The organism is Noviherbaspirillum sp. L7-7A (assembly GCF_019052805.1).
In the GTDB taxonomy this organism is placed as follows: Bacteria; Pseudomonadota; Gammaproteobacteria; order Burkholderiales; family Burkholderiaceae_D; genus Noviherbaspirillum_A.
Genome location: NZ_JAHQRJ010000001.1, coordinates 3,667,141 through 3,680,869, shown reverse-complemented (window position 1 = coordinate 3,680,869; position 13,729 = coordinate 3,667,141). Strand labels below are relative to the sequence as shown.

The following is a 13,729-nucleotide window of genomic DNA, read 5'->3' as shown; positions in this document are numbered from 1 at the left end:
GGACTGATCCAAGGCTAAGGCGTCGCGGCCGCCTGCGGCTCGCGCATGCGCCAGGCGGCCAGCACCGCCAGCGCCGATACCACGGCGATGAACAGGAAGGTCTCGTCGAAAGCGCGCAGCGGGTGCGCGCTCTGGGCCGGGTACAGCGCCAGCCGCCATTCCAGCACGATGCCCACCAGGGACACGCCGATCGCGCCGCCGAGCTGGCGCAGGAAGTTGATGGTGCTGGAGCCCTGCGCAATCAGGTTGTAGTCGACGCCGCGCATCGCGCCCAGGCTGAGCGCCGGCAGCACCAGGCCCAGGCCGATGCGGCCGACGATGGCCCACAGCATCAGCACGACATAGCTGGTGTCGGCCTGCACCATCGCCATCAGGGCGAACGACAGCGCCAGCAGCGACACGCCGACGGCGACCAGCACATGCGGCCGGTAGCGGTCCACCAGACGGCCGCCGAGCCAGATCGTCACCGCCAGCACGCCGCCTGCCGGCAGCAGCACCAGGCCGGCCTGCGACGGCTGGTAGTGCAGCCCGATCTGCATGTAGACCGGCAGCAGATAGGTCGAACCGAACAGGCCCATGCCGTAGATGAAGGCCACCAGCGCGCCCATGGCGAACTGCGGATAGCGAAACAGGCTCATGTTCATCAGCGGATTGGCGGTGCGCAGCTGGTAGGCGATGAAGCCGGCCAGCCCGGCCACGCCGAGCGCCAGCAGCACCAGCGCCAGTGTTCCCTGCTGCCGCACTTCCACCAGGCCGTTCAACAGGCAGATGATGGCCACGCCCGCCAGCAGCAGGCCGCGCCAGTCCAGCGGCTTGCCATTGCCGCCGCTGCCGCCCAGCGGCAGGTAGCGGTTGGCCATGGACAGCACGGTCAGGCAGAACGGCACCATGATGAAGAAGATCGAGCGCCAGCCGAAATGCTCGACCAGGAAGCCGCCGATGCTGGGGCCGATCGCCGGCGCCAGCACCACGCCGAAGCCGAACAGGCCCATCGCCCTGCCCTGCTCTTCCTTGGCGAAGGAACGCAGGATCATGATGGCCGGTATCGGCTGCACCACGCCGCAGGCCAGGCCTTCGGCCACTCGCATGGCAATCAGCATGGCGTAGTTGACGGAGATGCCGCCGAAGATGCCGCCTGCCAGCAGCAGCAGCATCGCGCCGGCATAGGTGCGCAACAGGCCGAAGCGCAGCAGCAGCCAGGGCGTGGTCAGCATGGACAGCGTCATGGCCAGCATGAAGCTGGTCGATACCCACTGGGCACGCTCCTGGCCCAGCGTGAAATGGCGGCTCAGGTCGGGCACCGCGACATTGACGATGGTGGACGACATGATCGCCGCCATCGAGCCGATCATCACGGTCACGAGCACCAGCCATTTGTGGCGCTCGCCGTAGCGCGCCTGCAGTTCTTCCCGGGTCAGGGCCATGTGTCTCTGGTTTTATTGTTTGGCCGGGCAGTATACCCAGTTGCATGGCGGCCCTGCTTGCGCCGGGCGTACGCTTCGTTTCAGAGGAAGCGGGCGACCAGGAAAATCACGGTGGAGAGCAGGATGGTGGAAGCGAAGGGCAGGAAGATTCTCTTGCCGAACAATGAAAAACTGACATCGCCCGGCAGGCGGCCCACGCCCAGCTTTTCCAGCCAGGGCAGCAGCGCGGAAAAGACGATCAGGCCGATGAAGATGGTCAGGACCCAGCGGATCATGCGCGGCTTTCTGTGAGGTGGAACGTTGACGGCGAAAGCCCGATTGTACTCAAAGCCGGTGGCTGCGGTCGTTGCGCGCGAACTGCGGCGGCAATTCGACCCGGGTGCCCAGCGCGATCACCTTGAACAGCTCGCCCATCTCGGCCGGCGAGGTCAGCTTCTGCACCTCGTTGGAACGCGGCAGGTAGCGCAGGCGGTCGCTGGCCGGGGTGCGCTGCAGGATGTCGGCGATGCCGGCGTCGATCAGGAAGGCGGCCTGGCTGGTATAGGTCAGCACGTCCAGGCCGTTGGCGACCGCGGTCTGCGCCACCGCGGTGAAGTCGACATGGGCGGTGATGTCCTGCAGGCCCGGCATGTAGAACGGGTCGGCATGCGCATGATGGCGGTAGTGGCACATCAGCGTGCCTTCGGTGCGCTGCGGCAGGTAGTACTCATGCGCCGGAAAACCATAGTCGATCAGCAGCGCCGCGCCGCCGTGGCCGGTGTAGTCGAAGCCGGCGCGCAGCATGTCGGCCAGCGTGCGCACGAAGCCCAGCGCGATCGGATGCACTTCGGTCAGATACCCTTCCGGCAAGAGCTCGGGATGCGGAATCTGCGCCAGCAGCGACGCATCGCATGGCCGGTCGCGGTAGACAAAACCTCTGGGCGACAGGCCGATGCCATGCTCGCGCCAGCCGTGCGCGGTCTTGGTGACCAGCTGCACCGGCATGGCGTCCAGCACCTCGTTGCCCAGCACGACGCCGGAAAACACCGCCGGAAACTGGTCCAGCCAGGTCACCTGCGGAAAGCCGCGCAGGGTTTCCTGCTGGCGGGCGCGCAGTTCCCCGGACAGCTCGACGATGGAATAGCGATGCACCGCCACGCCCATGGCCGAGAGTTCGTTGAGGATGTCGCGCGCGAGCTTGCCGGTGCCGGCGCCGAATTCCATGATCTGCGGCGTGGTCCGGCCGATCAGGTCGGCCACCACGCGGGCCAGGGTCTGGCCGAACAGGGGCGACATTTCCGGCGCGGTTGTAAAATCACCCTCCCTGCCTAGCTTGGCCGCGCCGCCGCTGTAGTAACCGAGGCCGGGCGCATACAGCGCCAGTTCCATGAATCGGGAGAAAGGAATCCAGCCGGAGTTGTGGCGGATGTCGTTCGCGATGAGGTTTTGCAGCGCGCGCGAGGCCATCAGCGCGTCGAGACCAGGATCAGGCAGTTGCAGTTGCATAGACGGTATTGTAGTCAAATAGGCTTGGAGGTTGTACATGAATCTACGCGGCGCCGGAAGGCTTGCACGCAGACATCAGACCACGAATGCCCGGAAAGTTGCACTCGTGACCGGCGCCGGCAAGCGCCTGGGCCGCGCCATTGCGCTGGCCCTGGCCGACCAGGGCTGGGACATCGTGGTGCACTACCGGCATTCCGAGGACGATGCCGACCTGACGGTGCTGGATATCGAGAGCCGCGGCCGGCGCGCGCTGGCGCTGCAATGCGACCTGTCCGACGAGGCCGCGGTGCGCGCGCTGCTGCCGCGGGCAGCCGCATTCGGCCGGGTGTCCTGCGTGGTGAACAATGCCGCCCTGTTCGAGCAGGACAGCGCCGGCGACTTTTCGATGGCGCGGCTGGATGCGCACATGCATGCCAACCTGGCCGCGCCGGTATTGCTGGCGCAGGCGCTCCATGCGATCACGCCCGATGACGAGCAGGCCGTGGTGATCAACCTGCTGGACCAGAAGCTGCACAACCTGAACCCCGATTTCCTGTCCTATACCCTGTCCAAGGCGGCGCTGGAAACCGCCACCACCATGCTGGCCCAGGCGCTCGCGCCGAAGGTGCGTGTGGTGGGCGTGGCGCCCGGCATTACGCTGCAGTCGGGCGACCAGACGCCGGAAGCCTTTGCGAAAGCCCACCAGGTCACGCCGCTGGGCCGCTCTAGCCTGCCGGAAGATGTCGCCGCCGCGGTCTGCTACCTTGCACAGGCTGGCGCGGTGACGGGCACGACGCTCCTGGTCGACGGCGGCCAGCACCTGATGCCGCTGCCGCGCGACGTGATGTTCCTTGCCACCTGAATGTGGCCTTTTCCATAACCTGTAGAGAAACCCATGCTGCCTACCCTGTCTTACCCAGAACTGTCCGACTGCCGCCGCCTGTTCCTGCGCAACTACGAAGTGCAGATCAATATCGGCGTGCATGAATTTGAAAAGAAGGGCGAGCAGCGGGTGCTGATCAACGTCGACCTCTTCATTCCGCTGGCGCTGTCGACGCCGCAGGCCGACCAGCTCGATGAAGTGGTCGACTACGACTTCATGCGCGACACCATCTCCCGCCGCATGGCCGAAGGCCATATCCATCTGCAGGAAACCCTGTGCGACGACGTCGCGCGCGCAATGCTGGCCCATCCCAAGGTGCGCGCGGTGAGGGTATCGACCGAGAAGCCGGATGTCTATCCGGACTGCGAATCGGTCGGGGTGGAGGTGTTTCAGGTCAAGCAGGGCTGAGGCGGCCGGTACATTCATCAGCCTGCCACAGGTTGCCGGGCCAGCCGCCTCCCGTGCAGCTGACCAATGAAAGAGCCCAGGTCGAGTCCCGGTCTGAACGACATTCACCGACTTTCCGGTTTCCCAAATTGCGAACCTCGTTTCCAGACTGGTTTACGCAAGTAATCCATAGCGAAGCTTTTTGGGGGAACAATGATCGGGACAGGATTTGGCCGGTGGGATCGAGCACCGATACCGCGTGAGGATACGGTGCAAGGTGAGAAGCGCGCGAGCCCCTACTGTCCCATGCATGCGGAAAGCAGGTCGGCTGAAGTCTCACGATCCGCCGATTCCATCCATCTCCCGACCAGCGAGGACTGGGAATGCCTTGGAGGCATAGACGCCGTCAGCGCTGATGAATCCCCTTCGCTGGAAAAGCTGCGAACCGATGCCTACCTGCTGAGTTTCCCGAGCGGGGCACAGCTACGTCTGATCAACACCATTGTCGGGCCGGATGGCGCTGCGCTTCCTGCTCCGGATGTTCCCGTGCTCACTGAAACAGCCAATTTACTGGATCAATACAATGCCCTGGTAAATGAATACAACAATGACAAGGTAAAGCGCCAGTGGCACTGGGACGCCCTCGAGACGAAGTTGCAAGACAAGCTGACACTGCTGGACGAGACGCTGAAAAACGCCGTCGATCAGCCGGCAAGCAGCCGGAGTGGCGCATTCCAGGCCTTGCGCAACGGCTTGCGTGAAGCGGGCATCCTTCGCGGGTTGAGAACTGACTGGCGTTACTGGGAAATGCTGGGCGTGTCGCCAGCAGAATTCGAGCATGCTGCCAAAGACACGACTTACCTCAACGCATGGCGGAAGAAGGGGTTTTCAGCAAGGGAGGCCTTGTCATTCAGGAACGCCGGCTATGCGCCTGAACAGGTGGTTCATTTAAAACATACCGGCATTACAGGGCCAATTGCAAAGCAACTGATACAGCGCGGTTACACCAGGGAATTTTTCGAGGAGACGCTCGGCAAGCGACCAAGCCTGGCCGAGGCAGAGCTTTTTCTGCAGGACCACCATGACGCCTGGGCAGAAAACCAGGGACGGGAATTCGGCAGCGGAGCATGCAATACCGTCTTTGCGAGGTTCTTCATCAGGGAGGGGCAACATCCCAACCCTGCAGTCAGTGCTGTCCGCGTAGCGAAAGCGGAAAGAATATTCAAGCCGGAAAGACTCGTTGCAGCTTCAGCGACATCGAATGGCAACGGCACAGCCAGAACCTGTGACTTGCAAGCCGGCGAGCTGATCGCGGGAGACGGCAATGACTCGGGGCTGCTTACCTTGCATATCTTTGGACTGATAGGACCGGAAACGCTTGCGAATCCGCGCATTATTGGCCGCAATCTTGCGTCCTATCGTCTGGCAAAGGCATTCGGAGCGGACGTCATTGTTGAATCCGAACTTGCGATCTCGACTGTGCCTGTTACAGACACGGAAAAATCCGAATACCAGGCCACTACAGGGCGTCAGGCCACCGATTTCGTCTTCATGCCAGGCGTCATGATGGAAAAGGCGGAGGAAACCTATCGGCTATACCGGGGCGAGAAACTGGCCAAGCCGGATGCCGGTTCCGATGCCGGCGCCGAACTTTGCCGGAACCTGACCTGGCTAATTTCGCTCGACAAGATCACCGGCCAGATAGACCGCAATAAGGACAACATGCGGCTCACTGCTGCAGGAAAGGTCAAGGGCATCGACAACGATCAGTCCTGGCCTGCCGGAATCGGAGAGCCAAAATATTTCGGGTTCCTGTTTGAGGGCTTGGACTGGAGTCTGGTGGATGAGAAAACAGGCTATCCGCGCATCGTCGACGAGAAAATGGTCGCCAGCCTATGCGGCTTTTCCGAGATGGAACTCAGGCAATGGAAAGCCGGGCAACTACGCGCATCCGCGATAGATATAGCGAGGTCAAGAGCGAGGAAAACACTCGCGCAGGCAGTCAGGGGCTGTATTACCAAAGCCGAAATGCAGGCCGGGCAGCAAAGACTGCATGCGCTTCAAGACTACCTGCTCGGGAATACGGTAAAAGTCATTTCCGACTGGCGAACCGAATATCAAGCAGCGACGAGGAACTGAAGCCGGTTTCCGGGGTGAGCGTTTCGGGCCGCTGATCCCGCGCAAGGCGACGTGTCAGCTGTGACAGACAGCAAGCAACGCCTCAAATCATTTTCACCACACCGCCGCCCTGCGCCGGCGCCTCGTCCGGGTCGAACAGCCGGTCGCCTTCCACCGGGGCGCCTTCCTTCAGCGTGAAGGCATGGAAGTCGAACAGGTCGCGGTCCAGCATGTGGGACGGCGTGACATTGCCCATCGCGGTGAACATGCTCTTGACCCATAGCGGGTTCTTCGCTTCCCACTGCCTGGTCATTTCCTTCATGGCCTGGCGCTGCAGGTTGGGCTGCGAGCCGCACAGGTTGCAGGGGATGATGGGGAACTGCATCGCCGCCGCGTACTTCTTGATGTCGGACTCCTTGCAGTAGGCCAGCGGGCGGATCACGACGTTCTCGCCGTCGTCGGCGCGCAGCTTGGGCGGCATGGTCTTGATGGTGCCGCCGTAGAACAGGTTGAGCATGAAGGTGTGCAGGATGTCGTCGCGGTGATGGCCGAGCGCGATCTTGGTGGCGCCGATTTCCCTGGCGGTGCGGTACAGGATGCCGCGCCGCAGCCGCGAGCACAGCGAGCAGGTGGTCTTGCCGGGCGCGATCTTGTCCTTGACGATGCTGTAGGTGTCTTCCTCGACGATCTTGTAGGGCACGCCGATGCCGTCGAGGTAGCGCGGCAGCACGTCTTCCGGGAAGCCGGGCTGCTTCTGGTCGAGGTTGACGGCGAACAGCTCGAAACTGATTGGCGCGACCCGCTGCAGGTAGCGCAGGGTTTCCAGCATGGTGTAGCTGTCGGCGCCGCCGGACAGGCAGACCATCACCCGGTCGCCCTCCTCGATCATGCCGAAGTCGATCACGGCCTTGCCGGTCAGGCGGCGCAGATTCTTTTCCAGGATCTCGAAGCGCCGCGAGCCGGTGTGCATCACGTCCTGGGCGGATGTTGGCTCGCCGGCGGCGTCGATGTCGATGTCAGGCTCGTTGACCGGGTTCACAGCGGTATTCATACGTGATCTCTTTGTTAAGGCATGGACGGCGAAGCGCGCGGCGGCGCCTGCCTGGACTTGCAGATTGCGGGAGACCCTTGCCGGACGGCGTCGGGACTGGATGCAGGCGAAGGCGGTATTTTCTCACACCGGGCCGGCGCCGGCTTGGAACGGCTTCGCCGCCGGCAGGCATGGAGGCGCGGCTGCGGTTTCCCCTGGCGTCCGCGTCAACGCACTGACATGGCAGTGGCTGGAGCGGAAAAGTACACTGTGGCTCGTAGGGTGCAATACCCGAAGGGCATTGCACGGAATGTGCCCCCCTCCGCTTCACGGCTGGAACAACAGCCATATGCGAAGCGTCACCATGATCAACGGCTCGTGGAATGCTCCTTTGGGGTATTCCACCCTTGTATTATTCCGTCAGTTCGGTTGTGTAGTAATTCCGCTGGTCTTGCATGGCAAGACCCGGGATCGTTGTAGCAGTTCTTCAGGGGCACCTGAGGAACGGGCGGCTGGATGCCGATTGCACCCTTAGGACGCGATCCAGTGTCGTAGATTCTTGCAGCAGCCGCCCACCCTCGCAAAAAAGATCGGACAGTATCTTTGGCCCGGCTTGCCGGCAGCCCGCATTGACAAGGTAGATCATGAGAGGACGTTGCATGCACTCGTATCATTTGGGAATCGATGTCGCCAAGGCCAAGCTCGATTGCGCTTTGCGCCTGCCGGATGGCAAACATCGCAACAAGGTCGTCACCAACAACGCCAGCGGCTTTGCGGCCCTGCTCGAGTGGCTGCAAAAGCATGGGGGCGCAGCCGCCCATGTCTGCATGGAAGCCACCGGCGTGTATTGGGAAGAAGTCGCCCTCTATCTGGCGCAGCAGGGCTTGCCGGTAAGCGTGGTCAATCCCGCGCAGATCAAGGCCTTTGGCGCCTCGCACCTGGTGCGCACCAAGACCGATCGGGTCGACGCCCAGTTGATTGCCAGCTTCTGCTTCGAGCGCCGCCCGGCGTTATGGCAGGCGCCTTCAGCGACTGAGCAGGCGTTGCGGGCCATGGTATTGCGCCTGGATGCGCTGCAGAACATGCGCACCCAGGAAAGCAACCGGCTGGACGTGGCGCGCGAAGCGGTCAGGGCCGGCATTGGCAGCCACATCGCCTGGCTGGACAAGGAAATCGACAAGCTGGCCCGGCAGATTCGCCAGCACATGGACAACGACCCGGACCTCAAGGACAAGCAGGAACTGCTCGACAGCATTCCGGGGCTGGGCGAGCGCACGATTGCGTGCCTGCTGGCGTTTTATGGCGATCTGCAGCGCTTTGACCATGCCCGGCAGGCCGTGGCATTCGCCGGGCTGGACCCGCGTCAGCATGAGTCCGGCAGCAGCGTCAGGGGCAAGCCACGGCGATCGAAGGTGGGTCACAGCTTCCTGCGCAAGGCGCTTTACATGCCTGCCATGGTGACCCTGTACAGGACCAAGTGGGGCAAGGTGTTCCGCCAGCGCCTGGCCGCAGCAGGAAAGCCGCCCAAGCTCATCATCGGCGCCATGATGCGCAAGCTCATCCATGTCGCCTTCGGCGTGCTTAAGTCACGGCAAGCCTTTGATTCAACATTGCATGGGGCTTGACGGGCATAACAGTATCTACAAGAGCCGGCGTGGAACGACTTCGCGCAACGCAAGCGTGCAGGCCCGGAATCTTCCGGAGGCGAAGACCTCCAATAACAAAACGACATGCATCGTAGCGGAGGAGCCGATGACCTTTCTGATACTGAGCCGTCAAGGCTATGACGACCTGATGGCGCAGGGCGCGAAGCCGGATGCGATCTGGGTTAATCCGGATGTACTGTCGGAGGACGAGATCGACCGTTTGCGGCAGCAGGGCGTGGAACTGGCGGTGCTGCCGGAACGGGTCGATCCGCATGCGCCGGCACAGCGAGAGGCGGCGGCGCTGCGGCTGGCCGACGATGCGCCGCTGTGGATTGAATATGCGCCGCCGGCCACCACCGGCGCGCCGACCGGGGCTGCGCCCGACATGCCGGCATCACGCCTGCCGCGTGCGCTGCAGCAGGCGCAGGAAAGCGCGGCCCGGCTGGCGCGCCTGGCCAGCCGGCGCTTCAAGCGTTTCACCGCTGCCGACGGCGCGGCCATCGTGATTCCCTATATCGGCTACGGCACGACCGAGCGCCTGCTGCTGCGCGGCCGGGTGCTGAAGGACGAGGGCTTCGTCACGCCGGAACCCGGCCACAGCGGCTGGCGCAACCTGACCGAACTGTACAAGCGGCTGGGCTCGGACGAAGTGCCCGGCGCGCGACTGCGCGCCCGTTTCGCAGGCGCGGAAGGTACGGCGCAGGAAATCGTGACGGACGATAACGGCTACTTCCAGGCCGAGCTGACCCTGCCGCAACCGGTAGCCGCCGGCTGGCATCAGGTGACGCTGGAACTGCTGAACCCGGCGCCGGCCGCCGGCCATGCAAGCGCCACGGCCGACGTGCTGGTGCCGCCGGCCAGCGCACAGTTCGGCATCATCAGCGACATCGACGACACGGTGTTGTGGAGCAACGTGACCAACAAGATCCGCATGCTCAAGATGCTGGCCGTCTCCAACGCCCATACCCGCAAGCCGTTCAAGGGCGTGGCCGCGTTCTACCGGGCGCTGCACGCGGGCGCGGGCGGCAATGACGCCAATCCGCTGTTCTATGTATCGAGCAGCCCGTGGCACCTTTACACGCCGCTGGTCGATTTCCTTCGTTCCCAGAACCTGCCGATCGGCCCGCTGATGTTGAAGGAACTGGGCGTGAAAAGCCTGTTCGGCGCCAGCCGGCACCAGGAGCACAAGCTGTCCAGCATCGAGCGCGTCTTCGAGACCTATCCGCAGTTGCCCTTCGTGCTGATCGGCGACAGCGGACAGGAGGATCCGGAGATCTATCGGGCGCTGGTGCTGCGCCATCCGCAGCGCATCAAGGCAATCTATATCCGCAATGTGAATCCCGACCCGGACCGCATCGAGGCGATCGACCGGCTGGCCGAGGAAGTGCGTGCCAGCGGTGCGCAGCTCGTGCTGGTGCCGGACAGCGAATATGCCGCCACCCATGCGGCCGGCGAAGGCCTGATCGCCGCCGGCGCGGCGGCCGGGGTGCGGGCCGACAAGCGCGGCGATGAAGCCACGGCGGGCGCCGTGCCGAAGGCCTGATCAGCCGGGCAGCACCCGCTGCGGATGGCTGTAGACCAGCTGCCTGTCCTGCCGCACGAACCCGGCCAGCGTCAGGCCGCACTGCTCTGCCAGGCGCACCGCCATCGCGGTGGGCGCGGAGATCGCGGCCAGCAGGCCGATGCCGGCGCAGGCCGCCTTCTGCGCCATCTCGACGCTGGCGCGGCTGGTGACGATGGCAAAGCCTTCCCGCGCGTCCAGGCCGTCATGCGCAATGGCGCCGACCAGCTTGTCCAGCGCATTGTGGCGGCCGACATCCTCGCGCGTCAGCAGCAGTTCGCCATCCCAGCGCGCCCAGCCGGCGGCATGCGCGGCGCCGGTGGACTGGTGCAACGCCTGGCTGTCCGTCAGCGCCCGCATCGCGGCATGGATGGCCGATGCCTGCGCCACGCCGCCTGCGGCCACCGGCGTGACCGGCCGCAGCACCTGGTCCAGGCTTTCGGTGCCGCACAGGCCGCAGCCGGTGCGGCCCGCCAGCGTGCGCCGGCGCAGCTTCAATGCATGCATGGCGGCGCCGGCGATGGTCATGCGCAGTTCGATGCCCTGCCCGCCCGCCACCGCTTCCAGGTCATACAGTTCGGCGCGGCTGGCCAGTATCGCCTCGGACAGGGAAAAGCCGAGCGCGAAGTCCTCCAGGTCGGTGGGCGAGGCCAACAGCACCGCATGGGAAATGCCGTTGTAGACCAGCGCCACCGGCACCTCTTCCACCACGGTGTCGAAGGCCTGCGCCGCCAGGCCATGCCGCCATGCGCCAACCTCGCAGGAAGCAGCCGGCATTGCCAGCGCCTGCATGTCGGCGGCGGCGTTCATGGCGCCTCCATGCGGGTGAGCCGGATCGAGATTGCCTTGGCCGCCGGCACCATGCTTTCCTCGGCATGGTGCCAGAGCGGAATCAGCGGATTGCATTCGGGGAAATAGCCGGCGGCGCAACCCTGGGGGATGTCGTAGGGCGTGATGCGCAGGCCGGCCACGCTGCGCGCCACGCCATCGCTGGCATGGGTGGCAGCGGTCACGCGGTCGCCTTCGGCCAGGCCCAGCCGCGCCATGTCGGCAAGGTTCAGCAGCAGCACCATGCGGGTGCCGTAGACGCCGCGGAAGCGGTCGTCATGGTGATACACCGTGGTGTTGAACTGGCCGTCCGAGCGCAGCGTGAACAGGCGCAGCACATCGGCCGGCTCGGCCATGTCGGGGTTTTCATTCAGGGCTTCGGGCACGATGAAGTTGGCCTTGCCGGTTTTGGTTTTCCATTCGCGCTTCCTGGCAGCGATCGGCCGCGCAAAGCCGCCCGGCCGCCACATGCGCTCGTTGAAGCCATGGAAGATGTCGGGATAGGTCTCGGCGATCGCGTCCCTGATCAGGCTGTAGTCGCCGACCCACTTTTCCCAGTCCAGCTTCGGATTCGGCGGCAGCAGCGCGCGGGCGATGCCGGCCACGATGGCCGGCTCCGACAGCAGGCTGTCGGCCGCCGGCTCGGCCACGCCGCGCGAGCCGTGCATGTGGCCGGTGCTGTCCTCGATCGACACCGACTGCTCGCCGCCGGCCTGGCGGTCGATCTCGATGCGGCCAAGACAGGGCAGGATGAAAGCCACCTCGCCATGCAGCACATGGCTGCGGTTGAGCTTGGTGGCGATCTGCACCGACAGCCGCAACCGCCGCCAGGCCGCTTCCAGCAAGGCGGTTTCCGGCGCGGCCCGCACGAAGTTGCCGCCCAGGCTGACGAAGGCCTTTACCTCGCCCGACAGGATGCCCTCGCAGGCTTCCACCGTGGCCAGGCCCTTTTCGCGCGGCGCCCTGAAGCCGTACTGCTTCTCCAGCCTGTCCAGCGGCGCCAGCTCCGGCTTTTCGGTGATGCCCACGGTGCGCTGGCCCTGCACATTCGAATGGCCGCGCACCGGGCAGATGCCGGCGCCGGGCTTGCCGATATTGCCCTTCAACAGCAGCAGGTTGCACAGCATCTGCACGTTCTGCACGCCCTTCTTGTGCTGGGTCAGGCCCATGCCGTAGATGCCGATCACGGCGCGCGCATTGGCATAGGCGCCGGCCGCCATTTCGAGCGCCTTGCGGGCAAGGCCCGATTCGCGCTCGATGTCTTCCCAGCGCCAGCCGCGCACCGCCTCCAGGAACTCGGCATGGCCATGGGTGTGCTGCGCCAGGAAGCGCTCGTCCAGCACCCGCGCCCTGCCCGCCTGCTGCGCCGCATCGTCCCATTCGACCAGGAACTTGCACAGGCCCATCAGCGCGGCGCTGTCGCCGCCGGCCTTGAGCTGGTGGTACTGGGTGCTGATGCCGGTCTCGTCGGCGGTCAGCATCTGGGCCGGGTCCTGCGGGTTGGTGAAGCTGACCAGGCCGCGCTCGCGCAGGGGATTGAAGGTAATCACCGGCACGCCGCGCTTGCGAGCTTCCTGCAGCTGGTGCAGCATGCGCGGGCTGTTGGTGCCGACATTCTGGCCAAAGAAGAAGACGCAGTCGGTCTGCTCGAAGTCGTCCAGCGCCACGGTGCCGATCGGCACGCCGATGGTTTCGGGCAGCGCCACCGAGGTGCTTTCATGGCACATGTTGGAGCTGTCGGGCAGGTTGTTGCAGCCGTACATGCGGGCCAGCAGCTGGTACATGTAGGAAGTCTCCAGCGATGCCCGGCCGGAGGTGTAGAACACGGCCGACTGCGGCGCCAGCTTCTTCAGTTCGGCGCCGATCTCGTCGAAGGCCTGCTGCCACGATACTTCCAGGTATTTGTCGGTGGCCGCGTCCCAGCGCAGCGGCGACGTCAGCCGGCCCTCCTCTTCCAGCGCATGGTCGCTCCAGCCTTCCAGCTCGGTCGCGGTGTGGCGCAGGAAGAAGTCCGGCGGAACCCGCTTGCTGGTGATTTCCCAGGCGGTGGCCTGGGCGCCGTTGGAGCAGAACTCGAACGGATGCGGATGCGCCGGCTTGGCCCAGGCGCAGCTGACGCAGGCGAAGCCATCGGGCTTGTTCTGGTGCAGCAGGATGCGGCTGCCGTTGATGGCCGCCCCTTCCTTCAGCAGCATGGAGGTCACGGCCTTGACCGAACCCCATCCGCCGGCAGGCTGGTAGGCGGGCTTAAAATGTTCATCCTTGCTCATGGGCGATAGCCTCCTGGTGGGGCAGCAGCGGCGCGCAGTCGGCGCAATCCATTGTTGACCGGCATGCATCGACAAGATTCAGGACAGTGGCGGCTATCTGCGCCGGGCTTGCGCATTC

At 64.5% G+C, this 13,729-nt stretch carries 11 protein-coding genes; 5 read left to right on the top strand and 6 right to left on the bottom strand.

The window, feature by feature from the left end:
* Positions 1-14 precede the first annotated feature (14 nt).
* The 3 genes from KTQ42_RS16720 to KTQ42_RS16710 form a co-directional block, all read right to left on the bottom strand.
* A complete protein-coding gene (locus KTQ42_RS16720) occupies positions 15-1,424 on the bottom strand; it encodes a DHA2 family efflux MFS transporter permease subunit (RefSeq protein ID WP_217346512.1) in 1,410 nt (469 codons plus the stop codon).
* Between the two features lie 80 nt (positions 1,425-1,504).
* The gene (locus KTQ42_RS16715) at positions 1,505-1,699 is read right to left on the bottom strand and encodes a DUF2905 domain-containing protein (protein WP_194715111.1); all 195 of its coding nucleotides are present in this window, start codon (positions 1,697-1,699) and stop codon (positions 1,505-1,507) included.
* A gap of 49 nt (positions 1,700-1,748) precedes the next feature.
* Positions 1,749-2,909 (bottom strand): class I SAM-dependent methyltransferase, encoded by a 1,161-nt coding sequence (locus KTQ42_RS16710; protein WP_217346511.1) that lies wholly within the window; start codon positions 2,907-2,909, stop codon positions 1,749-1,751.
* Positions 2,910-2,946: 37 nt separating this feature from the next.
* On the opposite strand from KTQ42_RS16710, the gene KTQ42_RS16705 reads away from it, so the two are divergent.
* From KTQ42_RS16705 to KTQ42_RS16695, 3 genes are all read left to right on the top strand, one after another.
* Positions 2,947-3,750, top strand: a complete 804-nt coding sequence (locus KTQ42_RS16705; protein ID WP_217346510.1) for an SDR family oxidoreductase — start codon at positions 2,947-2,949, stop codon at positions 3,748-3,750.
* A gap of 33 nt (positions 3,751-3,783) precedes the next feature.
* On the top strand, positions 3,784-4,179 hold the full coding sequence (locus KTQ42_RS16700; RefSeq protein ID WP_217346509.1) for a dihydroneopterin aldolase: 396 nt from the start codon (positions 3,784-3,786) through the stop codon (positions 4,177-4,179).
* Between the two features lie 285 nt (positions 4,180-4,464).
* Entirely contained in the window at positions 4,465-6,297 is a 1,833-nt protein-coding gene (locus KTQ42_RS16695; protein ID WP_217346508.1) for a hypothetical protein, read from the top strand.
* Between the two features lie 82 nt (positions 6,298-6,379).
* Here KTQ42_RS16695 and ttcA read toward each other — a convergent pair whose 3' ends face one another.
* Positions 6,380-7,246, bottom strand: a complete 867-nt coding sequence (gene ttcA, locus KTQ42_RS16690) for a tRNA 2-thiocytidine(32) synthetase TtcA (RefSeq protein ID WP_249222966.1) — start codon at positions 7,244-7,246, stop codon at positions 6,380-6,382.
* Positions 7,247-7,965: 719 nt separating this feature from the next.
* Between ttcA and KTQ42_RS16685 the strand changes: the two genes are divergently transcribed.
* A complete protein-coding gene (locus KTQ42_RS16685) occupies positions 7,966-8,931 on the top strand; it encodes an IS110 family transposase (RefSeq protein WP_217346506.1) in 966 nt (321 codons plus the stop codon).
* Positions 8,932-9,058: 127 nt separating this feature from the next.
* Positions 9,059-10,495 carry a phosphatase domain-containing protein gene (locus KTQ42_RS16680; protein ID WP_217346505.1) on the top strand — a complete coding sequence of 479 codons (1,437 nt, stop codon included), beginning with the start codon at positions 9,059-9,061 and terminating at the stop codon, positions 10,493-10,495.
* On the opposite strand, the gene fdhD is transcribed toward KTQ42_RS16680, so the two are convergent.
* Together fdhD and KTQ42_RS16670 are read right to left on the bottom strand one after the other, a co-directional pair.
* Positions 10,496-11,323 carry a formate dehydrogenase accessory sulfurtransferase FdhD gene (gene fdhD / locus KTQ42_RS16675; protein ID WP_217346504.1) on the bottom strand — a complete coding sequence of 276 codons (828 nt, stop codon included), beginning with the start codon at positions 11,321-11,323 and terminating at the stop codon, positions 10,496-10,498.
* Positions 11,320-13,611, bottom strand: a complete 2,292-nt coding sequence (locus KTQ42_RS16670; protein ID WP_217346503.1) for an FdhF/YdeP family oxidoreductase — start codon at positions 13,609-13,611, stop codon at positions 11,320-11,322. The genes fdhD and KTQ42_RS16670 overlap by 4 nt, the downstream gene beginning before the upstream one ends.
* Positions 13,612-13,729: the final 118 nt, after the last annotated feature.